This window comes from Cryobacterium sp. M96 (assembly GCF_002929845.1).
GTDB lineage: Bacteria > Actinomycetota > Actinomycetes > Actinomycetales > Microbacteriaceae > Cryobacterium > Cryobacterium sandaracinum.
The window spans coordinates 38,614-64,692 of record NZ_PJJS01000052.1 but is presented as its reverse complement, the minus strand read 5'-3'; the positions used below and the strand labels follow the sequence as shown (position 1 = coordinate 64,692).

Here is a 26,079-nt window from a genome sequence, read left to right as displayed (position 1 = left end):
CGCGGTATGCGGCGGACCCCCGACTTGCCGGTGCTGTCCCGCAGGTGGTTCTACTGTACGTCCGTCGGTTCTGGTTGCCCCGGTACTTCATCCGAAGTCGAGTGCCGTCCGGGTTGCGACGGATCGCTCGTGGTCGCGCCGCGCGCATCCGGTCTTCGTCCCATTCGGCGTCGGACGGGTCCGCGGTCAGATTCTCGTGCGCGACGCCTCCGGAGCCGGGTTCGTCATTCCGGTCAGGTTCAGGCGGCGGCAGCACAGGCGCTCTCGATCACCGATCCCCAGTACGGCACGAACATGGTGTTCGCGACGTTGTTGTAGCCGAGACTGTTGACCGAGTTCTGATAGCCGGCCGAACCACTGCCGATGAACCGCGGGCCGCCGGATGTTCCACCGGTCATGTCGCAGGGGATGCCCTGCGATTCGGACTGGGCGTATGGGGAGTCCGTGGCGGTGCCGGAGCAGGACTGCAGGGTGTTGCCGGTGAACGGTGCCGCTGCCGGGTAGCCGAAGGCCGAGTAGGTGAACCCTCTGCCGTCATTGAAGGCCACGCCCGATGCGCCGCGACAAAATCGACACCAGGCAGGTGGGCACCGGCACCGTCCACAACGACGCATCGATACGCTCTGGCTCGACGGGGAGACGAACGGCCCTGCGTGAGTCACGATTTCCCGACCGTGCAGATTTCTCTGAACCGTCGCTGTACGGGGCGCCGTCAGCCGCCGCCGACGTGGATTCCGGGTCGGCGGGCCGGATCAGCTTCGCTCTGGCGAAGGATTTCGCGCACGACGGGTGCGGTATCTCCTTGGCCGAGGAGGAGGTAGCGCAGGAGGTGCCCTAGGGGGTTGCCCTCTGACCATTCAAAGTAAGCGTGAGGTCGCACTCCGGATGCGTCCTGCAATGCCAAGAGGATGGCGGCGATGGCGTTCGGAGCCGCGGGGCTCTGGGCTCGAAGCACCCGAAGCCCGTTGACTTCTTCACCGCGAACATGGAGCGTCTCGCTGAAACTAGACGGATCCACCACCTCGATCTCCAGGAACAGCACGTCAGCGCGACCCGGCACGGGATTCATCCCCCGCTGCGCCGTCTCCTTTCCGGCATAATCGGTCTGTTTGCCCGGCTTCGGCTTGTTCGCAATCAGGTTCAACGCGCCATCGAAGGCGAGCGAGTCGGTGATGAAGCGCCGCGCCTGTTCGTCCAGTTCGACCGTTTCCACCCGCAGTTCGGTGGTGCGTGAAACTCGGGATACGAGTGAAACGACGATGATTCCCAGAATGAAGAACGCAGAAATGGCTATGCCGTCTGGCTTCTCCAAGATGTTCTCGCCCAGGGCGTACAGGAGGATCAAGGTCAGAATGGTGAATGCGACACTGGCTCGGCGCTGGTGGCGTCGGATCGCCGAGATCGTGACGGCGACGGCTCCGGACACCATCATCGCCAGAATGCCGGTGGCGTAGGCGCCCGCCTGCGCGTTGACGTCGGCGTTGAAGCCAATCGTGATCAGGATACTGATGCCGGTGTAGACGAGAACCACGGGGCGCACGGCGCGGCTCCACTCGGGGGCCATGCCGTATGACGGCAGGTAGCGCGGGACAATGTTGATCAGGCCGGCCATCGCGGACGCCCCCGCAAACCACAGGATGAGGATGCTGCTCACGTCGTAGACGGTGCCGAAGGTGTTTCCGACGAGTTCGTGGGCCAGGTAGGCCAGTGCGCGGCCGCTGGCTTCGCCACCGTCTTCGAAAGCTTCCTCGGGGATGAGGAGGGTGGTGACGAAGGTGCTCGAGAGGAGGTAGGCGCTCATGATGAGGGCCGCCGCGGTCAGGAGCTTGCGGGTGTTGCGGATGCGTGAAGCCAGGCGCTCCTCGGTGGTTTTCCCTGCCGAGGCAACCAGGGGCATCATGCTCACCCCGGTCTCGAATCCGGACAGACCCAACACGAGCAGCGGGAAAGCGATGATGGCGGGACCGAGAAGATCACCGAACCCCCCGCCGCGGGAGGTGAGGGCGTCTGTCCATCCGGCGAGAGCGGCTGGTTCCGTGAGGACGTCGTAGAGGCCGACGCCGATGACGACGGCGTTTAGGGTGAGATACACCGCCACCAGCGGGATGGCAACCGCCACGGCTTCGCTGAAACCGAGAAGGAAGACGCCGCCGAGGGTGAGGAGCAGGACGATCGTGATCGTCACGGCATGCCCCTCGAGGAAGCTGGGCGCATATGGGTTCTCAAGAAGGTGGACCGTGGCATCCGCCGACGACAGGGTGATCGTGATGATCCAGGACGTTGCGACGAAGCCCAGAAGTACCAGCACGAAGAACTTGCCCTTCCAGAACGGGAGGAGCCGCTCGAGCATCGCCACCGAACCCTGGCCGTGCGGGCTCTCCTTCGCCACCCGCCGGTACATCGGCAACATCCCCAGCAGGGTCAGTGCAACGATCAGCAGGGTCGCCAACGGCGCCAGTGCTCCGGCAGCCAGCACGGCGATGCTCGGCAGGTACGACAACGTCGAGAAGTAGTCGACGCCCGTCAGACACATGACCATCCACCAGGGACGCTTCGTCACCGTGTCTTCGTGGCTCTCCGGTCCGACGGGCTGCACACGGTTCCGAAGCAGCCACCGCACAAGGCTGCCCGCTGGCGCTCCCGAACGGACGGGGCTGGCAACGCTCGCCGGGATGACCGGAACGTCCAATGAATCCACTGTGATCTTCCATCCCGCCCGCGCCGGTCACTAGAGGGTGCGAGCAGATCTATCGAATGCGAACAACACCTCTATTGTGAGCCACACACGAGCGAGCGCCGCACGCTCAGGGCAAAGATCTGAGCTCGAAGTGCTGTCGGCCTCGAGCGCGGGTCACAGCCACTTTTTTTCTCGAAGACCACGTACCGGGCAACGCCAAGGAAGACCATCTCTCCGAGTGCGATCGGGTATCCGAAAGTCCAGTGCAGTTCGGGCATGAAGTCGAAGTTCATGCCGTCGGCCGTGCCGACGAGGGCTGGGGCGAAGAGGATGGCCGCCCAGGAGGAAATCTTCTTGACCTGTTCGTTCTGAGCGAGGCTCGTCTCAGACATGTGGCGCATTTCGTCATTCTGCCGTTGATTCACCAGGGTGGAGTGCACGGTCAGTGCGTTTTGTAGGATGGCGCGGAATGAGTCCGCTCGATCGACGACGCGGATGGCGTGGTCCAAGACGTCGCGGAAGGAACGTTGGAGCTCCAGTTCGACCTGGTATTTTTCCGAGCCGCGGAGGAGCGCTTGGAGCATCCCGATCAGGAGGGGTGCACCGCGCGCTGGAACTCGATAACTTCCCGGGAGAGGTCATAGATGCGTCGGGAGACGCTGGGGTCGCCGTCAAAGAGTTGGTTTCCGATTTCGTCGATATCGTTCTCGAGTCCGGCGATGACGGGTGCATACTCATCGACTACCTCGTCAAGGATGGAGTACAGCACGGCTTGTGGACCCTTCGCGATAAGCGGGAGATTCGCCTCGAGGCTGTGCCTGACCCGGCTGAGGGTCGTCGATTCGGCGTGGCGAACGGTGACAACAAAGTCCTCGCCGATGAAGAGGTGAAGCTCACCGAATTCCACCTCTTCCTTCTCGTCGATGTATCGTGCGGGGCGCAAGACGAGGAACAACGTGGATCCGTACCGCTCGAGCATGGCTCGTTGATGGCCGGTCAGGGCATCTTCGACGGCCAGCGGGTGGAGATCGAATTCGCTGGCAACCGACCGTATCTCGGTGGCGTCCGGTCTGTAGAGTCCGATCCACGCCATGCCAGCGTTCTCGCGGAGGGCCTGGTACGTTTCCTCACGGCTGCGGAGGCTCTCCGCGCGGTGTCCGGCTAAGTAGATGCCGTTGTCAATCAATGCCATGGTCGTGACCCACCGTTCAGTCGTGCGAGAAAGTGTGTGAGCAGAGCCCAAAGACGGCGTGCAATCAGGGCGTCGATCAGGATGGGGCGGGAGAGCACCGCACGTGAGTGCGGGTCAGGATCCTAGATTCAGTCGTTGCGTTTGAGAAAACACCAGCGTGGAGAACCTCACGATAAACGCTACCGAACTGAAGAAGCCTCCGATCTCGCTAAACCCGGGGTAGGGCACGTTTTGGCCGTAGAAGCCGGTGACGGCCGTCGATATGGCGATGATGGCAGTCCCGTCACCTTCTTGGTGATCACGTTGAGCCGGTTTCCCTGGAGGGCCAGATTCGCTTCGAGGATACTCGTGGCGAGGTCGCGCAGGCTCTCCGTCCATTTCATAGCGCGCAGTACATGGTCGTAGACACCCTGACAGTAAGGACCCATCTCGTCGGCCACAAGGTGAAGGTCGCGACGGAGGAGCGTGTTCACCACTTCGCGCATCGGTAGGATCACCCGCCGAAGCGTTACCAGGCTCTTCCGGAGCGCGAAAGAACTCCGTTGCAGGGCTTCCTGGTCGGCCGAGGGCACGAATAGCTGGTTCTGGAGCTCTTCGATCTCCTCGTCGAGGGCGTCTACCGCATCGAAGTACCCGTCGACAAGTTAGTCCAACAGTCCGTGCAACAGGAAGGCGACACCATGCTTCGCCAAGTCCGGGAAAGAGTCCCATCTGGCAACCACATTGTCCAAATCGATGCTCTCCTCCTTGTGCACGGTAACCAGTGCACGGGCCGTGATGAAGGCGGCAATCTCGTCGGTGGTAACCGCTTTTGAGGCCGGATCGAAGCCGACAGCGCAAGCAGACAAGAACGAGTGATCGGGATAGTGATCGAGCTTCGGCCGCTGACGCAGTTTCGTGGCGTCTTCGACGGCCAACTCGTGCAAACCCAGCTCCTCGGTGAGTAATGCGAGGTCGGCACCATCCGGGGTACAGAAGTCCACCAAACCATGGAGTTGGGAAACTCAAGATGTTCGGACACATCGGCCAGCGCAAAGTTCTCGTCGATGAGGACATCATCACGGTAACAGCGGGTACGAGGAGTGGGAACAGCATAGTCAACCATGTACACCCGTGATCTCCTGGGACCCCGTTTCGCGATTCACGAAGGTGCATTGGGCGACTATCCCTCTCCAAACGGCATGGTCTTCGCACTGTTACGCCTCTGGCATGCGCAAGAACCCAGTCCCTGATGGCCAGACAGATCCCCACCAACCCCCGGCTGGATTTTAGGACGCGAGTCCCGCTATAGGCGGCCCGGGCTTGGCTAATTCGACGCGCGGCCGGACTAGTGTTCGGTCCAGCAGCCCAGGATGGCAGTAGCTACTTGATAGGAAAACGCGGTGCGGGTGACGCCATGCGGCCCGACCCTATCCGTCAACTTTCTGGCGTCAACTTGTAACGTCATGTTGTCTTTGAGGAAGACGACCACGCCGCCTGTGGTTTCGTAAGCAGGCAATCCGAGATTCGCGAGTCCTTCAATGGGTTGGACTGGGGCAAGGTTTCCCTGCATTGTGTCGAAGTAGCTGCGGGCAGACGCTGCGTCCGAGGATTCCTGCACCGAGATCACGAATTCTCCATCAGTCAGATGGTATGTGCAGGTGTATTGGCGATTGATCCAGCTGTCGACGGAGTGTGGCGGGGCGGCGAGAGTTAGCGCACGTGTGATGTTGTCGCGTGTTTCGGTGCCACAAATCATCTGTGATGCTGCGGACGGTTCTGCCTCCGCGCTGCCTGCCGAGCTCGACTGCGGAGTCGGGGAGGCCGACGTGCCTGGCATGGACATTCCGGGGGTCATTGTGTTCACGGCGCCGGAGGAGGTGGTGGCGCATCCAACCAGCAAAGCCGTGGAAGCCACCGCGATCGCAAGCAGCCAGTCGGGCCTGTTGATACGCGTCTTTGTCCTGCTACGCCGCATGGCTGGACACCAGGCTGGCGTAGACAACAACATTATCTGGGTACGTACGAGTGGTTTCGTTGAACTCTCCACCGCAGGTGATCAGCCGTAATCCCGCATGATCGGTGTTGCCGTAGACGGCGAACTGCGGAAAATCATCTTTCGGGTATTCCTCCACTCCGTCGACCACGAATACCGCCACTGTCGCATCGGCTCGGGTAACCAAAATCTCGTCGCCGGGACGCATCTCGCCAAGTCGGTAAAACACCGCGCGCCCCTGCACCCTGGAGTCGACGTGACCCAGGATGACGGAAGGTCCGATCGCGCCAGGGGTGGGCGAACCGGTGTACCAGCCGGCCGGAGAGGCCTCGTCCAACGACGGCGTCTGCACCGTGCCATCAGGATTCTGTCCCAATTGCATCAGGACAGAGTCCACTTCAATCGCGGGGACATTGATCTGAGTGGGCTCGGAGTCGGTCAAGGTCGGGCCGACAACCTGGTCAACCCGCGGAGTCGGCGGATCTGAGATGGGCTCCGGTGAGGGTGTAACGGAGACGGACTCCTGCGATGGGGCTGATACGGCAGCCGAGGCAGGCGGCCGTGGAGGAGGAGGGTTGCCCCACAGGGCGAAGCCGATCGCCGCACAGCCGACGGTGAAGAGCAGAACCGCCGCCGCGGTAGCCAGACGGCTACCGCGACGACGCTTTTCAGCCGGGATAATCACCGGGGATCAAACCGATCTCAGCCTCGTGCGGCAAGACGCCGACGAATCATCACCGCGCCACCTGCAGCGGTCAGGGCCCCGGCACCGAGGGCGAGAAGGCCCATGTCAGCACCGCTCGAAGTGCTGCCACCACCGGTTTCCACGCCACCGTCAGGCATGTTCGCCTGCGACGCGCTCAGGGCGCCACACAGAGCCGGCGACGTTGCTGCCAAGGGCAGACTCGGAACCAAGTCACTCTTTGCGTCCTGTGCTGCTTTCGTCAACGTGGCCGGGTCTAGCCCGTGGACCACCACAACCGCCGTGCCTGCCTCCAGCGAGGCCGCGGTGGCGGCATCCAGAGTGAAGGTTCGGTTGTAGTCGTAGTTTGCACCCATCCCGGCAAGCGTTAGATCAGTTCCGGCCGCCGGACTCGTGTCGCCGCTCGTGGACAACGTTGTGCCAATCTCTCCGTAGGACGGCTGACCTTCGGTCGTGCTGATCACACCATCTCCATCGGTGTCAGCTGCCGTGGTGGGACATTCCCCCTTCGCACCGATGTGGATGTGCTGTACGTGCGGGTACGGCTTACCGTCGAAGGTCTCGGCCAGACCCTTGACGGTCTGGGTGACTGTGGCCTGATCACCGGAAACCTCAACGGAGATGGTGCCGCTGCCGTTGCTGCCGTTGATCGCATCCAGCGTCCCCTGGTAGGACGCGTCACCAGTGGCTGCAAAGGCTGGACCACTCGTCAATACGGCGACACCTAAAGCAAACGCGGGCACAAAAAACACTGCTGTTTTCTTATTCATCAAAGTCCCTTACTAGGAGGTAGTTTCGAAAACATATCGGAGCGAAAACATAAAAGAGTATTCTTCAGTTGAGTTTGTGCGTACAGGCCTTATATGTCAAGAGTGGCCCTGGCCCTGGTGGCCGACAACTCACAGGACACACTGTTTACTCTGGAAAGAACACGTCGAGAGTTCACTTTTGAGTAAGCAGACGAGGCCGTGAAGCTGATCATCACCACCGGCAAAACGGTCGCGACCGTCACCCGAGAGCGGAGTCGACGAGGCAACCCTGGGCCGCATGGTGACCGCGTTCAAGGCGCTCAACGAAACCCGACGGGCCGAAGTGATGGAGTCTGAAGGGGCCGAGCTGCAGCGGCTACGGCAAAAAGACGCGGATCTGAAGATGGACAGGGCGTGCTTGAAAAAAGCGTCGACCTTCTTCCACCAGGAAGCATCGAATACGAGGTCCAGGCGTATGAATCGATTGGCGTAATAGAGATCAATTTCACCATCACCCGCATGGTCCGCCTCGTCGACATCGGCCGTCCGCCATCGCCGGCGTCGATTGGGGGTGGAAATCATTTCCTGAAGAACTGTCGCCACGACCAGGAAACGCCTAACGATGGCGAGATCTGTCCGAAGAAATAGAAGACCTCCACCACCGCCACCACCCTTGGCCGAGACTTCTGTCGCGGCACCGCCGCCGGCGCCACTCCTCGATCGGGCCTGTCACACCAGTGGACTTCGAGTTGCCAGAGCTAATCGGACCTTCAAAGGTCGACCCGGGCGCTCGCTGGCAGAGCGTCATGAAGCCAGTCTCTAAGCGCCAATTACGTCGCTGCATCACAACATCGCTCGCGGACCGGATGCCCTACTTAGCTCATATCCTTCGTCATCGGTGAGGCACACCTGCTCGCCAACACCCACCTCAAAATGCTCCGCATGCTCACAAACGTCGACATGGACACCGGATCGCACATCGCGATACGCCTTATCGGGCAGCACACACTTCGGCGTCGGTGAGCTCAAACTCGCGGTGCTCCCAGCGCCAGACCGAAACATCTCCACCCGGGACAATGATCGGGATGAACGCAGCCGATACGACCGATTACATCCGCAGCACCTTGAAGCTGCCGGCCAGTCCAACCCACACTTCGCCAACGACACCATCCACGCCGTCACGCCATCTACCTCGCACCGGAAACTTCCGACAAGGCTTTAACAAACCCGGTCGACGTCACCGACGGTGACCCCGCCACCGTCAAACAACGCGACGGGCGACACCAACGAGCGGGCGTAGGTCTTTGGAAATGTCACTGAGTCGTGGTGGCAGACGGTCGGTTTTTCACAAAAAGGATCGTGAAAATCAGAGCGGCCAGAGCGGTACCAGCGAGGAGAATTAGTCCGATCGCATAGCTGTTTTCCGCAGCGTTGTAGGTGGCCCCCATCACCAGTGGCGGGAAGTATCCGCCTAACCCACCGGCAGCGCTGACGATGCCACTCACCGCCCCCACTCTGGCGGGCGGTGCGCTCCTCCCGATCCAGGCGAACACTCCCCCAGCACCGAGACCGAGTGCAGACGCCATCGCGACAAAGGTGAGGCCGGCGGGGATCTCGCCATCGGGACGGAGGTTCACCACCCAAGCGAGAACGGCCACCGCCGCCAGCGACCCGATTACCACTGGCTTCGGACCGATGCGGTCGGCAAGAATTCCGCCGATGGGGCGGAGAATAACGGCGGCAACCGCAAACCCAGCCGTTCGTGTCCCCGCGGCAGTGAGGTCGAAATCGTATATCTGGCGGAGATACGTGGGCAGGTAGGTGGAAAAAGCGACGAATCCGCCGAAGACCAGCGCATAGAGAAAACTCATCTGCCACGTCACGCTGAGCCGCGCCGCCGCGGTGAGCTTGGGAAGGAATGGATCAGTGCTGGCCGTGAATCCGGGGGCCTCTGCCATAAGTGTCCATACGCATATTGCGGTGACGAGGAGGAGCGTCGCGATGATGAGGTGAGTTGGAACGTATCCGAGCCATTCCACCAAACGTGGAGTGAAGAAGGCCGACACTGCGGTGCCGCCCATCCCTGCCCCGAAGACGCCGGTTGCAAAGCCTCGGCGGGATGGCTGGTACCACTGGCTCACGAATGGAATTCCCACGGCGAACACGGTTCCGGCTACGCCGAGCAACAGCGCTGCCACGACCAGGAAGGCAAATGCGTTGAGGGTTCCGGCAAGCGCGACGAGCAAGAGGGCGGGGACGGATGCAAGCAGTACCAGTGTGAATAGGAGGCGTCCGCCGAATCGGTCGGTGAGCACGCCCACTGGAATGCGGCCGATCGATCCGACGAGTATGGGCATCGCCACGAGTACAGACGTCTGGGCCGACGAGAGATTCATCGACTCGGTATAGCGGATGCCGAGCGGCGAGACACTCGTCCACGCCCAGAAGCACACGACGGAGGTGAGAGTCGCGAGGGTGAGGTTCACACCCTTGCTGTGGTGTGCCTTCTGCCGTGCAGTCATTTTCGAGCCCATCGGTGTGCCCATTACCCGCACCTCCGATCAGCGTTTGTCCCGGGTGCGATCCTGGGTTCCGATGGGCGCCCACCCGCGGCGCACCGGCCGAATCTGCCCGGGCTCTTGATCTCTGGACCGGTAGACGATGTAGGGCCGGAACAGGTAGTGCAGAGGTGCGGTGAAGGCGTGCACCAGCCGGGTGAAGGGCCACACGACGAACAAAATCATGCCCACGAGGGTGTGAATGTGGAAGGAGAACGGAGCTGCGGCCATGGCCGCGATATCTGGTTGCAGAATGAAAAGCGAACGAAACCAGGGCGACACGGTTTCACGGTAGTTGTGGCCATGCTCGCCGCTGAAAACGCTAGCGAGGGTGGTCCAGAGCCCCAGGACGATCGCGGCGGTCAACACGATGTACATCATCTTGTCGTTGGTGGTCGTGGCCATGAAGACCGGCCCGGTTTTGCGGCGCCGATAGATCAGGATCACAATGCCACCGAGAGTGCAGACCCCCGCAACGCCGCCGACCAGCAGAGCGTTGAGGTGATAGAAGTCCTGGCTCATCCCGAAAAAGAGTGTCCAGGACATCGGGATCACCAGGCCGAAGAAATGCCCGGCGATGACGGCGAGGAACCCGAAATGAAATATTGGCGATCCAATGCGCAGGAGCCGGGATTCGTAGAGCTGGGACGAGCGGGTGGTCCAACCGAATTGGTCGTAACGGTAGCGCCAGATAGTTCCACTGATCAGGATCGCCACCATCACATAGGGGAGAATTCCCCAGAGCAGCACGTCCCACATCACGAGCTCGCGTTCAAAGGAAGCAGGCGCGGGTCGTACGGTTCAAGTCCGACACTTTCGGCGGGGGGGCCGACGCCGGCCATGGCTTGCACGGCCTGCCGGTCGGCGGGCGAGGGGCCTGGAAGTGTGGCGCAAATGCCGTCCATCACGGTGGCGTACGGCGACCCGTGCTCCGTGAGTGAAAGCCGGAGCATTTCGACGCTGGGCCGGTACTGGATGAGCAGGTCCCGGCCTGCTACTGGGCTGGCCACAGCCGCGAACTCGAGCACCAGCGGCAAGAAGTCGGGCAACTCACCGTGCGTATTGGTCAGATAGTCGCTCCCCCGGTACACCTGCTTGAACGCAGCCAGCACGTCGCCCCTGCGCCGGGTGTCGCCATCCGTCCAATAGGACAGGTAGAGCGGATGATGCTTACTGAGGTCGAACGTCTCAACGTAGGAGCGCTGGAGGGTGCCGATCGCGGTGTTCTCAAGGTACGCGATGACCGCGGTGAGATCAGGTGCTGCCGGGCCCTGTTCGGCCAGTGCGGACCGCATCAACTCGCACCTTCCCACGAGTTGAGCGTCCGGATACGACAGGCACCACGAGGCAGCCTGGTAGAAGACCCGCTGCGCCAGGCTATGAGCTGCAGCCCGGTCACGCCTCACAGCGCACCGCCATCCGTCGGTGGGCGCAAATCAGCCGGTGACGGCGGTGCAGCGCGCGGCTGGTCGCGTTTCTCGGAGAAAGAACCCACGGGGCTTCCGTTGCCGTCCCAGTTGAGGAGGTTTACGCGGCCCCGGAGCGACTGCTCGCCGGCGGGAGTGTCGGAAGTCTGCCGATCTTTGAGCGCGTAGAAGTTCTCCACGGCGACGGGCGTCGGTCGACCACTCGCCTCCCCGAACGGCGAGTCTTCGTACATGCCCGGCCCGCCCTCGAAATCGACCGAGCAGCCCATCTCCTCCAGGTCATGCGCCTGCTCGACGTGCGCCTTGGGGATAACGTAGCGCTCGTCGTACTTTGCGATCGCCATCAGCCTGTACATTTCATACATGTTGCCTGGCGTCATCCCCACAGCCGCGGGGATCGACGGGTCAGGTTTTTGTCCCATCGTGATGCCGCGCATGTAGGCGCGCATCGCCGCGAGTTTGCGCAAAACCTCGGTGATCTTGTCGGTGTCGCCAGCGGTAAAAAGTTCGGCGAGGTACTCGACGGGAATGCGCAGCGCGTCGATGGCGCCAAAGAGGTTGCCGTTGTCTTCGGCATCGTGGCCCTGTTCGCTCAGGAGATCGACAATGGGAGACAGCGGGGGCACGTACCAGACCATGGGCATCGTGCGATACTCCGGGTGCAGCGGTAACGCCACCTTGTACACCTTCGCGAGAGCGTACACGGGCGATTTCCGTGCGGCGTCCAGCCAATCGCTGGGAATGCCTTGGTCGAGGGCGGCAGCGGCCACTTCGGGGTCGTTCGGGTCGAGGAGCACGTCCATCTGCGATTCGTACAGGTCGGTGACATCCGTCACCGCTGCGGCGTCGGTGACGCGGTCGGCGTCATAGAGGAACAAGCCGAGATAGCGGAGGCGCCCGACACACGTTTCGGAGCAGACTGTGGGGAGGCCAATTTCCACCCGCGGATAACAGAAGGTGCACTTCTCGGCTTTGCCGGTTTTGTGGTTGAAGTAGATCTTCTTGTACGGGCAGCCGGTGATGCACTGGCGCCAGCCGCGGCACTTGTCCTGATCGACGAGCACAATGCCGTCTTCCACGCGCTTGTAGATGGCACCGGATGGACACGATGCCATGCAGGAAGGGTTGAGGCAGTGCTCACAGATCCGCGGAAGGTAGAACATAAAAGTTTGTTCAAAGGCGAACTTAATCTTGTCTTCCGACTCCCTCCGCACCTTCTCCACGATGGGGTCAAGGTGACCCATCTCAGGGGCGCCGCCGAGGTCGTCGTCCCAGTTCGCCGACCAACTGATTTTGGTGTCCTCGCCCGTGATCAAGGATTTCGGGCGGGCCACTGGGAAGTCGTCTCCCAGCGGTGCGTCGATCAGTGTTTTATAGTCATAGGTCCAGGGCTCGTAATAATCCTTCAACTCGGGCTGCACGGGGCTTGCGAAGATTCCGAAAAGCTTCTTCAGGCGTCCGCCCCCCTTCAGCACAAGTCGGCCCTTCTTGTTTAGCTGCCAACCGCCCTTCCACTGTTCCTGGTCCTCGTAGCGACGCGGGTACCCCTGCCCCGGCCGGGTTTCCACGTTGTTGAACCAGACATATTCGGTTCCGGCGCGATTCGTCCACGCCTGTTTGCAGGTCACCGAGCAGGTGTGGCACCCGATGCATTTGTCGAGGTTCATCACCATGCCCATTTGAGCCATCACGCGCATCAGTACCGCACCTCCTGGGAACGCTTTCGGATTGTGGTGACCATGTCACGCTGGTTGCCGGTAGGGCCCAGATAGTTGAAGGCGTACGACAGCTGCGCATACCCGCCAATGAGGTGGGTGGGTTTGACGAGCAGGCGGGTGGGCGAGTTGTGAATTCCGCCCCGGCGGCCCGTCGCCTCCGACTTGGGTACATCGATTGTGCGCTCTTGCGCGTGGTAGACGTAAACGACTCCCGCGGGCATCCGATGGCTGACCACGGCGCGGCACACGTACACGCCGTTGAAGTTGACACACTCGATCCAGTCATTGTCAGAGACCGAGATGGCCGCCGCATCCATGGGGCTAATCCAAGCCGTCGGTCCTCCCCTCGATAGAGACAGCATAAAAAGGTTGTCCTGATATTCTGAGTGGATCGACCACTTCGAGTGCGGAGTCAGATAGCGCACTGTGATCTCGGTGGTTCCGTTCGGGCCAAACCGAGGTTCGCCAAACAGGCGCTGCATATCCAGCGGTGGTCGGTAAATCGGGAGGGCCTCCCCGAGGTCGCGCATCCAGTCGTGGTCGAGGAAGAAGTGCATCCGGCCGGTGAGGGTGTGCCAGGGTTTCAGCCGCTCGACGTTGATCGTGAACGGGGAATACCGACGCCCACCAGTCTCCGACCCGGACCACTCAGGCGAAGTGATGACAGGGACGGGCCCCGCTTGCGTCTGCGCAAAGGTCACCCGCTTCTCTTCGGATCCCTCGGCAAGGTCGACGAGCTTCATGCCGGTCTGCTCTTCCAGTTCGCGAAACCCCTGCACGGCCAGTTCGCCATTGGTGGTGCCGGAAAAGCTCAGGATGGCCTGGGCGAACTTCGCATCGGTATCGATGGCCGGGCGGCCGTTCCCCGCACCACCGAGCATCACCCCGTTGCTTCGGGCGAGCCGCTCGATCTCGTGCCCCATCCGATAGGTGATGTTCTTCACGGTGAAACCGCGTTCCTCCGCGAGGGGTCCAACCGTGGCTAGCTTCTCCGCGATAGCGGTGTAGTCCCGTTCGACGATCGAGAAGACAGGCATATTCTGACCGGGGACCGCCGGTATATCGGTGTTCCGCCAGTCGCGCACCACTCCACCCGGCTGCGCTATCTCCCCCGGCGTATCGTGTTGCAGCGGCACACTGACCAGGTCCCGTCGGGTGCCGAGGTGCGTCACCGCCTGCCGGGAAAACTCCTCGGCGAGCAGTCGAAACGTGTCAAAGTCGGTTTTCGCCTCCCACGGTGGGTCGATTGCGGGGCTGAAGGCGTGCACGAAGGGGTGCATGTCGGTAGAGGAAAGGTCGTGTTTTTCGTACCAAGTTGCAGCCGGAAAGACGATGTCCGACAACAGTGTGGTTGACGTCATCCGGAAATCAGCTGAGACGAGCAGGTCCAGTTTTCCTTCCGGAGCCTCGTCGTGCCATTTCACATCACGCGGTCGGGCAGCGTTCATGTGGTCGGCACCCATCACGTTGTTGTGAGTGCCGAGAAGGTTGCGCAAAAAGTACTCGTTGCCCTTGGCAGATGAGCCGAAAAGGTTGGAGCGCCAGAGCACCAGGGTGCGCGGCCAATTTTCGGGAGCGTCGATATCGTCGATGGCGGGGGTCAGCCGCCTGCTTTTGAGGGCATCGGCGATCCAGGTGGGGGCGTCGGGCGCCTCCCCCGCATCCACCGCCGCTTGCGCCTCATCGGCGAGGTCAAGCGGGTTGCGGTCGAACTGAGGGTAGAACGGCATCCAACCGAGCCTGTTCGACTGCGCGATCGTGTCCGCGGTGTGCATACCGTCGAAGTGCCCATCAGCGAGAGGGGACTTGAGCGAGTCGGCCGAGTACCCATCTGAGCGCCATTGGTCGGTGTGCATGTACCAATACCCGGTACCGATCATGGTGCGCGGCGGTCGACTCCAGTCCAGAGCGTTAGCGAGAGAAATCCATCCCGTGATCGGACGGGTTTTCTCTTGGCCGACGTAATGCGCCCATCCGCCGCCGTTTCGCCCCATGCATCCGGTGAGCATCACGAGCGAGAGAACCGCACGGTAGGTGGCGTCACCGTGGAACCACTGGCAGATACCGGCCCCCATAATGATCATGGACCGCCCCTTCGATTCCTCAGCGTTGCGGGCAAATTCTCGCGCCACCCGGATGCACGCGGCGGCCGGCACGCTCGTGATCTCCTCCTGCCAGGCCGGCGTGTACGGCGTCGACGCGTCGTCGTAGTCGGTCGCCCAGTCGCCCGGCAGTCCTGGACGCCCAACCCCGTATTGAGCGAGCATCAGGTCGAACACCGTGGTTACCAGGTGCCCGGCCACTCGCCGGACGGGAACGCCGCGAGTCACGATCGACCCCTCCCCGGAGGGTGCCTCGAAGCAGGGCATCCGGATCTCAGCGGTCTCCGGGGGCTGGCCTGAGACGGACTCGTCGAGAAGGCTCAACGCCGGGTCGACACCCTCGAGGTCGAGGTTCCACTTGCCCTTACCCGCTTCACCGTACCGGTAGCCGATGGAACCATTGGGCACCACGGGAGCGCCAGTGGCTGAGTCAAGCAAGACCGTTTTAAACGCAGCATCCGGAATATGCGCCTTGTCGGGCAAGTCAGCCGCCATCAAAAATTTCGTGGGCACCAGCCCACCGCCAGCGTGCTCCTCGAGCCGGACAAGGAAGGGCAGATCTGTGTAGCGGCGCACATAGCCGCTGAAATAGGGCACCTGCCGGTCGACGAAGAATTCCTTGAGCATCACGTGCCCCATCGCCATCGCAAGCGCCGCGTCAGTGCCGGCCTGGGCGGGCAGCCACTCGTCGGCGAACTTCGTATTGTCGGCATAGTCGGGGCTGATCGCGACCACCTTTGTGCCGCGATACCGCACCTCCGCCATAAAGTGCGCGTCAGGCGTGCGCGTCACGGGAACGTTTGATCCCCACATCATCAGATAGGTGGAATCCCACCAGTCACCTGATTCAGGCACGTCTGTCTGGTCGCCGAACACCTGCGGAGAGGCCACGGGAAGGTCGGCATACCAGTCGTAAAAAGACGTCATCACCCCGCCGATGAGCTGGATGAACCGGTTACCCGCCGCGTGCGACACCATAGACATGGCCGGGATCGGGGAGAACCCGGAACACCGATCCGGACCGTACTTCTTGATCGTGTGGACGTGGGCGGCGGCGGCGATTTCGATCGCCTCCTGCCACGGAATCCGGACGAGCCCGCCCTTCCCTCGCGCTTGCTGGTAGCAACGACGTCGTTCAGGGTCGTCCACAACGTCGGCCCAAGCGAGCACGGGGTCCTGGAGACGAACCTTCGCCTCACGGTACATTTCGACGAGAACTCCACGGGCGTACGGATACCGCACCCGCGTGGGTGAGTAGGTGTACCAACTGAACGCCGCACCACGGGGGCACCCCCGCGGCTCGTACTCCGGACTGTCGGGGCCCACCGACGGGTAATCCGTCTGCTGCGACTCCCAAGTGATAATGCCGTCCCGAACGTAAACCTTCCACGAACACGACCCCGTGCAGTTCACCCCGTGGGTGGAACGCACCACCTTGTCATGGCTCCACCGGTCGCGGTAGAACACATCGCCCTTGCGCCCGCCTTCACGGAACACTGCGCGCCCATCATCTGTTTGGTCCCACCGAGTGAAAAAACGGCCTAGCGCCAACATGGTGTCCGACGCTTTTCCGTCCAAACCGGCAGGCACTGGAGCAGCTGCCATGGTGAGATTCTATATATCGCCCTTGCAGTCCGCTAGTGGTGCCCGTGAACGCGGATGGTCAACACCTAACACGAGACTGTCATCCTAGGAAACAGGGTTGAACCGGGTTTCTCAAAAACACCTCACTTCTTAATCCAGGACGCCATGGATAGTAGAGCTAAGTGTTCGCACTGACGTCGGTTGAGAAGACGTACTTCAGCAGCGTCCGCAAGGAAGTGCGCCGTGCGTGGAGGGCTGCGGCTCGCCAGGCAATTCGTTTCGGCGTCCGACGGTTTTAAGCTGCCCCTTCCGCGGAGCGGTGATGGTGACACGGTTTGCCTCTGTGCTCATCAGCTCAGCGTTCTCCCAGCGAACCCCTATTGTCTCTATTGCACATTTCGATTGCCTCCAACGAACCGCCCCGATTAAGAGGAGAGACCATGCCCTTCATCACCGCCCCGGATCACAACGGTCCCGACGTCGAACTGCACTACGAAGACGTCGGAGCCGGTAAGCCCGTCGTACTGATCCACGGTTGGCCCCTGAGTAGTAGGTCCTGGGAGGGGCAGGTACCCGCACTGGTCGAGGCCGGCTACCGGGTCATCACTTTTGACCGTCGCGGGTTCGGCCAGTCGTCACAGCCTTGGGATGGGTACGACTACAACACGTTCGCCGCCGACCTGAAGGCCGTGATCGATACCCTCGATCTGCGGGAGGTCACCCTCGTCGGATTCTCGATGGGCGGTGGAGAGCTCGCTCGATACGTCAGTACCTATGGCACCGCCCGCATCGCCAAGCTCGTCTTCGCCAGCGCCGTGCCGCCTTACCTCTGGAAATCGGATGACAACCCTGACGGGGGCGTCGACGCCGATTTGGCTCAATGGTTCCACGACGGCTTGACCGGAGACCGGCCGGCGTTCCTGCACGAATTTTTGCAGATGTTCTTCACCGCCGGCAAGCCGTCCCCGGTCAACACTCCAAAGGTTAGCTCCGAGCAGATTGCCTATAATCTCGACATCGCTCAACTGGCATCGCCGAAGGGGACGCTCGACTGCGTAACCGCATTCTCCACTACCGACTTCCGCGACGACCTTACGAAAATCACGGTGCCGACTCTGGTCATCCACGGTGACTCCGACACCATCGTGCCATTCGAGGTGAGTGGCAAACGTACTCACGAGGCCATTGCCGGCAGCAAACTCGTCGTGATCACAGACGCCCCGCACGGGGTCACCGTTTCGCACAAGGACGAATGGAACCAGCACGTACTCGCATTCCTCGCGAAATAGCCAACCGCGTAAGGACCTCGCCGACGGGGTTACGTACCCTTTAAGCAGGATTATTTCGCCTTGTGATAGGTCGTAGCCATGCATGAATAGCCCGACACTAAAGTCTTGTCCCGGGCTTTCTTATCCGCGTCCTTCCGAGCCAGAGCGGCCGCGTCGGCCTCCAATGCAGCGCGCGCCTCGGCAAGTTTCACCAGGCGGGACTCCCGCCGCGCGAGCTCCGGCGGCAACTCATCGCCGCGTTTGTCTTTCCCGAACCGCGCATTCTCGGCAACGCCGATCGCGTCCGCGTCAGCCAGCAGCGCGGAGACTTCAGCGGCGAGGACCTTCTGCTTCTCTGTCAACCGACCGTGACTCATCGCCTTGCGCAGGGACGCGTTCGCGCACACCTTCGTGCCGTCCAACGCGACCTGCCCGAGCGACACCATCCCGGCAGTGCGGCCGAGTTCCAACGCCTGCAAGAACACGTTCCCCAAGCTGGAGAGGTGGCGTTTCCGGAACTGGGCAATGGAACGAAAATCTGGGGCCTGCTGCGCGGCCAACCAGCGAAACGCGACCATATCCACGCGGACCCGTGCCAGCTCCCGCGATGACCGGATCCCGACGCAATACCCGTAGAGCAGGACACGCACCATCAGCCGGGGGTCATACGGCGGCTGTCCCTTCGCCTTTGCATACGACGCGTAAACCTTCGTCAGGTCGAGCTGGGTTTCGACGATATCCGCGATGAAGGGAGAGAGGTGATTCTGCGGCAACCACTCAACCAGCGATGTGGCACCAACATCACCGCCGCCGGCTCGAACACTCAAAACCGTTTATTCACATTAGCGCCAGCCTCAACACCGTCATTCACGACCAGGTCAACATGCTCAAGCTTCGTCCCGGGAAACAGACCATCCGAATCGCTCACAAGTAGTTTTCCAGACCCCATACCAAAGCCCGGGAACGCGACCGGCGTTTTAAACACTGCTACGACTGGCCCACGCTCCTAAGGCGTGTCGCTGACCCCGTTGCCGAGTCCGGGGACTCCCCCGCGCTACCCCGACTGCTCGCCGAACTGAAGGTTTCCGTGTTGCCTTCCAAGGATGCCCAGACCGGGTCCGCGCGGACAAGGCGTACCCGTGCCGGGTCATCTGCACCCAACTATGCAACCGCAGCATCCCTCGCGGTCACCAAGCCCGACGACCAGATTGGACACGCGTTGTGCCGAGGATCCCGCGGCAGGCGCCCGCCACGATTGGACAGCGATTATTGCGCCACCCCTGTGGCGCTGCGCGCGCTTCCCGTATAGGTCACCGCGGTGGCGTTGGTCGTCTCTACGCTTTGGTCAGACGGTGTCGGCGCAGAACCGCCCATGTTCCGCGTCGCTGGCCGCGCTGAGCCCGCAGTCAGAGCCATTGCCGTCACCCGCGCAGAGGTTGTGCGGCCAGCACCCAGCTGGCCGCACAACTCTTCGGTTCAGTGGATGGTGATGTTGCCGCCCCTGAGGGCCACCGGCGTCGAACCCGTGGTGAAGACCACGGTACCGGAGGGGTTCTTGATCACGACCTTGATCGTGTCGCCCTTCTTCCCCCCTGAGGCCCCGTTGTCCACGACCGACACCTGGAAGGTGTAGCCCGCGGTGCCGTTCCACTTCCCGCCGCCGGTCCACGTCGCCGTGTTCCCTGAGACGACCAGGCTGATCGCGGTGTTGCCGTGGAACTTGGCCTTGTCGGCCTTGGCGCGCAACTGGAACTGTCCCTTGAAGCCGGTGGCTTCGGGGATCACGTTGAACCCGAATGACGTACGGCCCGTCGAGATGGATGTCCAACCGCCACCGGTCACCTTGGCCCCGGCGGCCTGGACGGTGACCAGCGTGTCGGCAGCAGTCGCAGATCCCAGGTAGTAGTCGTTGCCAGCGAACTCGGCCTTGACCGCGTACACGCCCGAGGCGAGCGGCACGGTGATGCTGGCCACTCCGCTGGCGTTGGTCGTCGCGGAGAACGTCTGCGTCACCATGTTCGAGTCGGTCACGGTAAAGACGACCGTCTTGTTCGACAGGTCACCGAGAGTCGAGTCAAGCTCACCCAGAGTGGCGGACAACGTCGTGCTGGCCATCGTGGCAATCAACGTCTCGCCGTTGTAGGCCAAGGTGGAGTCCTCCTTCGCCACCGTCACGGAGTCGGTGTCGGACGAGGCTGCGAATCCTGCATCGCCTGCGAACGAGGTTGTCACCTGGTACGCCCCGGGGGGCTGCGACACGGCGATCGAACCGCTGGCCGTTCCGGCGGCGCCGGTTGAGCCCGCGGTCGACTGCGTCCCCAGGATGAACGTCAGGTCCTTGCCGCTCACGGCGGCATCGGGATCGGCCGTTGTGTCGGTCAAGACGCCGGACAGTCCGATTGGGTCGGAGTACTGGACTGTCGTGGACCCGGTGTAGGCGGTGTTTGTCGCCGCTGGCCCGGAGACCACGCAGTCAGGGTCGGCACCGTCAACGAGCCCATCTCCGTCGTTGTCGACCGAGTCGTTGCAGATCTCCGGCTTCGTGGTGGTGATCCCGCTGGCGCTGAGCACGACCCAGCTGTCGAGGATAGTGTCGCTTCCGTCCGCGATGGCCAGCTTCATTGTGTTGGTCTCGCCGTTGTTGACGGCAGACTCGCATACCAGTCCAACGGTGAGTCCGTCGGCCTGCGTGTCTATCGTTGGCGTTCCATCGCTCAGATCGTTGTTCCGGTACAGCTGTGGGCGCACTGGGTCGGTGCCCAGCGGTTTGCCGCCATTGATCGTGTTGATCGACACCGGGACGTTATCCACCGTCGCGCAGTTCTGGCCGTTGACGAAAAAAGCGAAGGTGTCGTTGAACGAACTGTTCGAGAACTCGTTGTACTCCTCAGAGGCGAAGACGTAACTCACGTACACCGTCGCCGCGTTGGGGACGAAGTCGAAGCTCAGCACCGAGGCGTCGAATGTCTGGAATCCGGCCAGCGTCGTGAGGTCAGTGTCTCCCGCGCCCCCGAAGGTGGTGGTGGTGCCGTCTGCGTCGTTCGGGCCGACGATGGATGCCACCTCGCCCGACGACAGGATGACACCCGAGTCGAAGCCGAAGACGGTGGGATCGGTCTCGGCGAAGGTCCCCGCCGCCCGTTCGTCTCCGGTGTAGGTGACGTTGCTGACGGACACGCCCTCGCCCGCCAGCGCCTGCGCCAGTTCGAGCGGGGTTTGTGGGCCGGTGAGGTTCGCAGTGGTGGTGGCGGCGTTGGCTGGTCCCGTTCCCAGGACCAACATCGATGCCGCGAGCGCAATCGCTACCGCGCCTGAAATTAGCCTTGATTTCACGATCGTGCTCCCTCGTCTCGGTTGTTGCCGCGGGCGTTCTCGAGGCAGTGCTCCTTCGCCCGTGGCAGGGGGTCATCTCCCTTTGTCGGGAGCTAGTTTCGGCTCCCTTTTGGGGAGGTGACCTTCCGTAAATTAGGCCTACCTCCCAACCATGGCTAGGAGCGTGGGTCAGTAACGGCAAAGTTTAAAACGCCGGTTGATTTGCCGGGCTTGGCGTGTTGGTCTGGGAAAATTGCTTATGAGCGATTTAGGAGGTCTGTTTCCTGCGGCTGAACTTGAGCACGTTGATCCGGTCGTTGATGACGGTGTTGAGGCTGGTGCTGGAGTGAACAAGAGGTTTCGGGCGTTCGAGCCGGCTTGCGTCGTATGCGAAGTCGAAGGGGCAGCCGCCGTATGACCCCAGGTTGATGGTGCGTGTCCTGCTCTACGGGTATCGCGTCGGGGTTCGATCGTCGCGGGAGTTGAAACGGGTCTTCGTGGACGTGGTCGCGTTTCGGTGGTTGGCCGCGCAGCAGGCACCAGATTTTCGTTTGATCGCCCGGTTTAGGAAACGGCACCTCTCCGGCCTGGACAACGTGTTCTTGCACTCGTTGAAACTGTGCCGTACGGCCGGGATGGTGTCGCTCGGGCAGGTCGCGTTGGACGGCACGAAAGTGCGCGCGAACGCGTCCAGACGCAAGGCCATGAGTTACGCCCTGGTGACAGAGAAGCAGAAAGTCCTCGCCGACGACGTCTCCGCCCTCCTGGCCGACGCGGACGCGATCGATGGGGCTGAGGATGCCCGGTTCGGGAAGGATAAACGCGGCGACGAACTGCCGCCCGAGCTCGCCAGGCGGGAGTCGCGTCTGGTGAAACTGGCGGAAACGCGCGCCGCGTTGGAGGCCGACGCGGCCGCTCGGGCACGGCAAGACGCGGAGAAGAAAGCTCGGGAGGAGGACGACGATGACGACACTGCCCTGCAGAGGGGTGAGGCGGCGGCGAAGAACGCGGTCGTCGCTCCGAAGGCTCAACGCAACTTCACCGGCCCGGACGCACGGATCATGAAGACCGTCGACGGGTCCTTTCACTATGCCTACAACGCACAAGCCATCGTGGACGGGGAACATCAAGTCATCGTCGCGACGACGCTGACGGATATTGCTGTGGATGTGGAACAGGTCGTTCCACTGATCGAGAAACTCCATGCCACGGTAGGTGTCCTGCGCCAGCAGATCCTCGCAGATGCGGGGTATTGCTTAGCAGCGAATCTGGACTACGCCAAGACCGTCGAGGCGGCCAGCGGCGGCCGGACCGAGTTTTTCATCGCGACCGGCCGGGTCAAGCACGGTGAACGTTTTCCGGAGGTTCCCCGCGGATGGATCCCCGCCAATGCGCCGTTGCGGGAGCGGATGGGCCGGAAATTGAAGACGAAGAAGGGCCGCGCCGTTTACACTCGGCGCAAAGCGATCGTTGAGCCCCTATTCGGGCAGCTCCACACCCGGTAAGGAAAATTTGTACTGCTGCGCGGGTTGGAACAGGCAGCCCACGAGTGGGACTTGATCGCTGCCTGCCACAACCTGATGAAGCTACACACCCTGCAAACCAAGGTCCGCTTGGCCGCGCACAACGCCCTGACAGCCCGCCCAGCAACCCAAAAACCCGGCGGATCCGCCCTGACGGGGGCAGCGACCCCGGCTTGCGCCGTCAGCGCGCTCGTGGCCCCGTTTTCGATCGGCACAAGGACAAAAGCACAGCCACAGTCCCTGACGATTGCGCCGGCAAAGTCCCACCCAACAGACGATATCGACCGCAATTTCGTGCAATCAACATCATTCGCCGGGGTCAAAGGCGGTCAGGACGGCGGCAACAGGTAGCCACGCAGGAACTCATCGAATGCGGCGGGCATGTCGACGCTCCCGTCGAGAAGCCACTGCTGCTGGAGCCCGTCCATCACGGCAGTGATGAGACGCGAGGCATGCCGCACGTCGAGGTCGGTGCGCACGAGGCCGTCGCGCTGTGCCTCGGAGAGCACGCGCTCGGTGTCGGCGGCCGTCGCCGCGTACCGTTCGACGAAGTACTCGTGCACCGGATACTCATAGTCCGTGGCCTCGGCGGAGATGACCGTGTATAGCGATGTCAGCCCGCGCGTGGTCTGGTTGTAGGCGACGACCTTGCGCATCTGCTCGAGAAGTGTGATCTCGCTAACATCGCCGACGGCAGCGCGCACGCGCTCGTCGCGCTGTCTCAACACCTCCGTGAACAGGTCTTCCTTCGAGGCGAAGTGGTGCAGCACCCCCGCGGGGGTCAGCTGGACGCGCTTGGCGATCTCACGCAGTGAGCCGCTGTGGAAGCCGCTCTTACCGAACACGAGAAGCGCGGCATCCAGGATTTCCTGACGTCGGGCTTGGCCCTTGGGGTAGCTGCCGCGCTTGCGGTCCTGAGTGTCCGTCATAGAAGAAACCTATCGTATGTAAGGTTTTTGGGCTAGGGTCGAAACTCAACGAGGGGCTTCACCCCTCTGCGGCCGTTACGAGCAGTCGCAACTCTGCCATACGGCAGGAGTCGAACCAATGGAGGCACGACATGAATCGATGGGGATCAATCGCGGCAATGGGCCTGGTGGGGGTTATCGCCCTGACCGGCTGTGGCCGTGCCGAAGGCGGGAGTACCGCCACGAGCGGCGCCGCAATCGACGCCAAGCCGGCAACGGGCGAAGTCACGGTCTGGGCGATGGGCAACGAGGGCGAAGTACTCGACCAGCTCGCGACCAAGTTCGAGGACGAGAATCCGGATGTCACGATCAACGTCACTGCGGTGCCGTGGGATTCCGCGCACGACCGCATCGCCACGTCGATCGCCGGCGGCGAGACCCCGGACATCTCGATGCTCGGCACGACCTGGGTCGGCGAGTTCGCTGCAACCGGTGCTCTCGAGCCCACCCCGGAAGGCCTCGTCGACGAGGCATCCTTCTTCGAGGGCTCTTGGAGCACCGCGGTCGTCGACGACGTCGCCTACGGTGTGCCGTGGTACGTCGACTCGCGTGTTCTCTACTATCGCACCGACCTCGCCGAGGCCGCCGGCGTCGAGGCGCCCACCACGTGGGACGAGTACAAGGCCTTTGCCCTGGCGCTCAAGGGCGGCGGCGCCACGTCGGGCGTCTCCCTTCCGCCCGGCGGATTCGACTCCTGGCAGTACGTTGCCCCTCTCGCCTGGCAGGCCGGCGGCGATATCCTGAACGAGGATGGCACCGAGTTCACGTTCGACACCCCAGAGTGGGCCGAGGCGTTCGAGTTCTACAAGAGCTTCTTCGACGAGGGCGCCTCCGAGGCGGTTCGCCTCGAGGGCGGCGAGATCGAACAGAAGTTCATCGAGGGATCGGTCGGCTCGTTCTTCAGCGGCCCGTTCCACGTCGGACTGCTCCGTGAGCAGGGCGGCCCGGACTTCGCCGACAAGTTCGCCGTCGCCCAGGTTCCCGGAGCCGACACCCGCACGAGCTTCACGGGAGGCGGCAACCTCACCGTCTTCGGCGACAGCGAGAACCGTGACGCGTCGTGGAAGTTCGTGCGCTGGCTCAGCCAGCCCGAGACGCAGCTCGAGTGGTACGACATCTCCACCGACCTCCCCTCGGTGCAGGCCGCGTTCGAGGATCCGATCTTCACCGACGACCCCTACCTGAGCGTGTTCGCCGCGCAGCTCGCCGACTCGAAGGCGCCGCCCGCGATCCCGACCTGGGCCCAGGTGTCTGCCGTCATTGACCAGGAGCTCGAGAAGGTCACGCGCGGTGACCAGACCGTCGACGCCGCCCTCAAGACGATCCAGCAGCAGGCGGACACGATCGGCACCGGCAACTAGCCATGGCCGTCTTCGCACCAGAGACCGGGCGGGCGCCCTCACCGCGTCCGCCCGCGCCGCCTGCGCCGACGGCGCTTCGACGCTCGCCCGGTCGGCGCAAGATGACCTGGATCGCGTGGGGCTTTGCCGCCCCTTTCATGATCCTGTTCGTGGTCTTCATGGCCGGCCCGATCTTCGCGTCCTTCGTGATGAGCTTCACCGACCTCACGACCCGCGACCTTCGATCGCCGTTCAACGTGAACTTCATCGGCCTCGAGAACTACCTAAACCTCTTTCAGGACCCCCGGTTTCTCAAGGCCCTCTCCAACACCGCGGTCTTTGTGATTGTGGGCGTCCCGCTCACGATCGTTCTCGCCCTGCTCGTGGCCCTCGCCCTCAACAACGGCATCAACAAGTTCCGCACCGTGTTCCGCGTGGGCTACTACGCCCCCGTCGTCACGAGCATCGTGGCGATCGCGATCGTCTGGAAGTTCATCCTCCAGCCGGACGGGTTGCTCAACGGGTTTCTCTCGATCTTCGGAGTCTCCGGCCCCAACTGGCTCGAAGACACCACGTTCGCCCTCCCATCGCTCATTGCCATGGCGATCTGGCGCAACATCGGAACCCTCATGGTGATCTTCCTCGCCGGGCTCCAGGGCGTGGGGCAGGAGCAGCTCGAGGCAGCCATGATGGACGGCGCCGGTCCGGTTCAGCGATTCTTCAACGTCGTCGTGCCTGCCCTGCGACCGACCCTGCTGTTCGCGGCGGTCATCACCGGCATCGGGTTCCTGCAGTTCTTTGAGGAGCCCTTCGTGATGACCCGCGGCGGGCCGCTCGACGCGACCCTCTCGACCGCGATGTACACGTTCAACCAGTTCGGATTCGGCAACTACTCCTATGCCTCCGCAGCCAGTTACGTGCTGTTCCTCGGCATCGTTGTCCTGTCGCTCGTGCAGTTCCGATTCCTCCGACAGAAGGACTGA

At 62.3% G+C, this 26,079-nt stretch carries 17 protein-coding genes and 4 pseudogenes; 6 read left to right on the top strand and 15 right to left on the bottom strand.

Annotation, left to right across the window (positions count from 1 at the left end; translation table 11 throughout):
• Window positions 1-239: 239 nt before the first annotated feature.
• The 7 genes and pseudogenes from CXY79_RS12275 to CXY79_RS12245 form a co-directional block, all read right to left on the bottom strand.
• Window positions 240-560: pseudogene (locus CXY79_RS12275) on the bottom strand (hypothetical protein); the annotation flags it as partial.
• 152 nt (window positions 561-712) lie between these two features.
• A complete protein-coding gene (locus CXY79_RS12270; protein ID WP_369827982.1) occupies window positions 713-2,674 on the bottom strand; it encodes an amino acid transporter in 1,962 nt (653 codons plus the stop codon).
• A 188-nt stretch (window positions 2,675-2,862) separates the two neighbouring features.
• Window positions 2,863-3,869 (bottom strand): annotated as a pseudogene (locus CXY79_RS12265) (magnesium and cobalt transport protein CorA); the annotation flags it as partial.
• A 179-nt stretch (window positions 3,870-4,048) separates the two neighbouring features.
• A pseudogene (locus CXY79_RS16560) lies at window positions 4,049-4,852 on the bottom strand (magnesium transporter CorA family protein).
• A gap of 344 nt (window positions 4,853-5,196) precedes the next feature.
• A complete protein-coding gene (locus CXY79_RS12255; protein ID WP_146068138.1) occupies window positions 5,197-5,607 on the bottom strand; it encodes a hypothetical protein in 411 nt (136 codons plus the stop codon).
• Between the two features lie 208 nt (window positions 5,608-5,815).
• Window positions 5,816-6,286: a class F sortase gene (locus tag CXY79_RS12250; protein ID WP_166785893.1), complete on the bottom strand. Its 471-nt coding sequence runs from the start codon at window positions 6,284-6,286 to the stop codon at window positions 5,816-5,818.
• A 260-nt stretch (window positions 6,287-6,546) separates the two neighbouring features.
• Window positions 6,547-7,317, bottom strand: a complete 771-nt coding sequence (locus tag CXY79_RS12245) for a hypothetical protein (RefSeq protein WP_104101847.1) — start codon at window positions 7,315-7,317, stop codon at window positions 6,547-6,549.
• 393 nt (window positions 7,318-7,710) lie between these two features.
• Between CXY79_RS12245 and CXY79_RS15735 the strand changes: the two genes are divergently transcribed.
• Window positions 7,711-7,944 (top strand): hypothetical protein, encoded by a 234-nt coding sequence (locus CXY79_RS15735; protein WP_134570204.1) that lies wholly within the window; start codon window positions 7,711-7,713, stop codon window positions 7,942-7,944.
• 665 nt (window positions 7,945-8,609) lie between these two features.
• On the opposite strand, the gene CXY79_RS12235 is transcribed toward CXY79_RS15735, so the two are convergent.
• The 5 genes from CXY79_RS12235 to CXY79_RS12215 are packed head-to-tail and all read right to left on the bottom strand — an operon-like array spanning window position 8,610 to window position 16,706.
• Window positions 8,610-9,830: an MFS transporter gene (locus CXY79_RS12235; protein WP_104102218.1), complete on the bottom strand. Its 1,221-nt coding sequence runs from the start codon at window positions 9,828-9,830 to the stop codon at window positions 8,610-8,612.
• A gap of 27 nt (window positions 9,831-9,857) precedes the next feature.
• Complete coding sequence (gene narI, locus CXY79_RS12230) at window positions 9,858-10,613, bottom strand: respiratory nitrate reductase subunit gamma (RefSeq protein ID WP_104101842.1); 756 nt, start codon at window positions 10,611-10,613, stop codon at window positions 9,858-9,860.
• Window positions 10,613-11,260, bottom strand: a complete 648-nt coding sequence (narJ, locus tag CXY79_RS12225) for a nitrate reductase molybdenum cofactor assembly chaperone (protein ID WP_104171073.1) — start codon at window positions 11,258-11,260, stop codon at window positions 10,613-10,615. Before narJ ends, narI begins: the two co-directional genes overlap by 1 nt.
• On the bottom strand, window positions 11,257-12,978 hold the full coding sequence (narH, locus tag CXY79_RS12220) for a nitrate reductase subunit beta (RefSeq protein WP_104101839.1): 1,722 nt from the start codon (window positions 12,976-12,978) through the stop codon (window positions 11,257-11,259). The genes narJ and narH overlap by 4 nt, the downstream gene beginning before the upstream one ends.
• Window positions 12,978-16,706 (bottom strand): nitrate reductase subunit alpha, encoded by a 3,729-nt coding sequence (locus CXY79_RS12215; RefSeq protein WP_104101837.1) that lies wholly within the window; start codon window positions 16,704-16,706, stop codon window positions 12,978-12,980. The genes narH and CXY79_RS12215 overlap by 1 nt, the downstream gene beginning before the upstream one ends.
• Before the next feature lie 419 nt (window positions 16,707-17,125).
• On the opposite strand from CXY79_RS12215, the gene CXY79_RS12210 reads away from it, so the two are divergent.
• Window positions 17,126-17,974: an alpha/beta fold hydrolase gene (locus CXY79_RS12210; RefSeq protein ID WP_104101834.1), complete on the top strand. Its 849-nt coding sequence runs from the start codon at window positions 17,126-17,128 to the stop codon at window positions 17,972-17,974.
• A gap of 50 nt (window positions 17,975-18,024) precedes the next feature.
• Here the strand turns inward: CXY79_RS12210 and CXY79_RS12205 are convergent, their stop codons facing one another.
• On the bottom strand, window positions 18,025-18,780 hold the full coding sequence (locus tag CXY79_RS12205) for a transposase (RefSeq protein ID WP_104101831.1): 756 nt from the start codon (window positions 18,778-18,780) through the stop codon (window positions 18,025-18,027).
• 649 nt (window positions 18,781-19,429) lie between these two features.
• Window positions 19,430-21,235 (bottom strand): choice-of-anchor L domain-containing protein, encoded by a 1,806-nt coding sequence (locus CXY79_RS12200; RefSeq protein ID WP_104101828.1) that lies wholly within the window; start codon window positions 21,233-21,235, stop codon window positions 19,430-19,432.
• Between the two features lie 443 nt (window positions 21,236-21,678).
• On the opposite strand from CXY79_RS12200, the pseudogene CXY79_RS16750 reads away from it, so the two are divergent.
• Together CXY79_RS16750 and CXY79_RS17000 are read left to right on the top strand one after the other, a co-directional pair.
• Window positions 21,679-21,855, top strand: a pseudogene (locus CXY79_RS16750) (transposase); the annotation flags it as partial.
• 45 nt (window positions 21,856-21,900) lie between these two features.
• Window positions 21,901-22,770 carry a transposase gene (locus tag CXY79_RS17000; RefSeq protein WP_369827981.1) on the top strand — a complete coding sequence of 290 codons (870 nt, stop codon included), beginning with the start codon at window positions 21,901-21,903 and terminating at the stop codon, window positions 22,768-22,770.
• Window positions 22,771-23,117: 347 nt separating this feature from the next.
• Here CXY79_RS17000 and CXY79_RS12190 read toward each other — a convergent pair whose 3' ends face one another.
• A complete protein-coding gene (locus CXY79_RS12190) occupies window positions 23,118-23,717 on the bottom strand; it encodes a TetR/AcrR family transcriptional regulator (RefSeq protein WP_104101824.1) in 600 nt (199 codons plus the stop codon).
• Window positions 23,718-23,848: 131 nt separating this feature from the next.
• On the opposite strand from CXY79_RS12190, the gene CXY79_RS12185 reads away from it, so the two are divergent.
• Entirely contained in the window at window positions 23,849-25,117 is a 1,269-nt protein-coding gene (locus tag CXY79_RS12185) for a sugar ABC transporter substrate-binding protein (RefSeq protein WP_233191455.1), read from the top strand.
• Window positions 25,118-25,218: 101 nt separating this feature from the next.
• On the top strand, window positions 25,219-26,079 hold the full coding sequence (locus tag CXY79_RS12180) for a carbohydrate ABC transporter permease (RefSeq protein ID WP_233191454.1): 861 nt from the start codon (window positions 25,219-25,221) through the stop codon (window positions 26,077-26,079).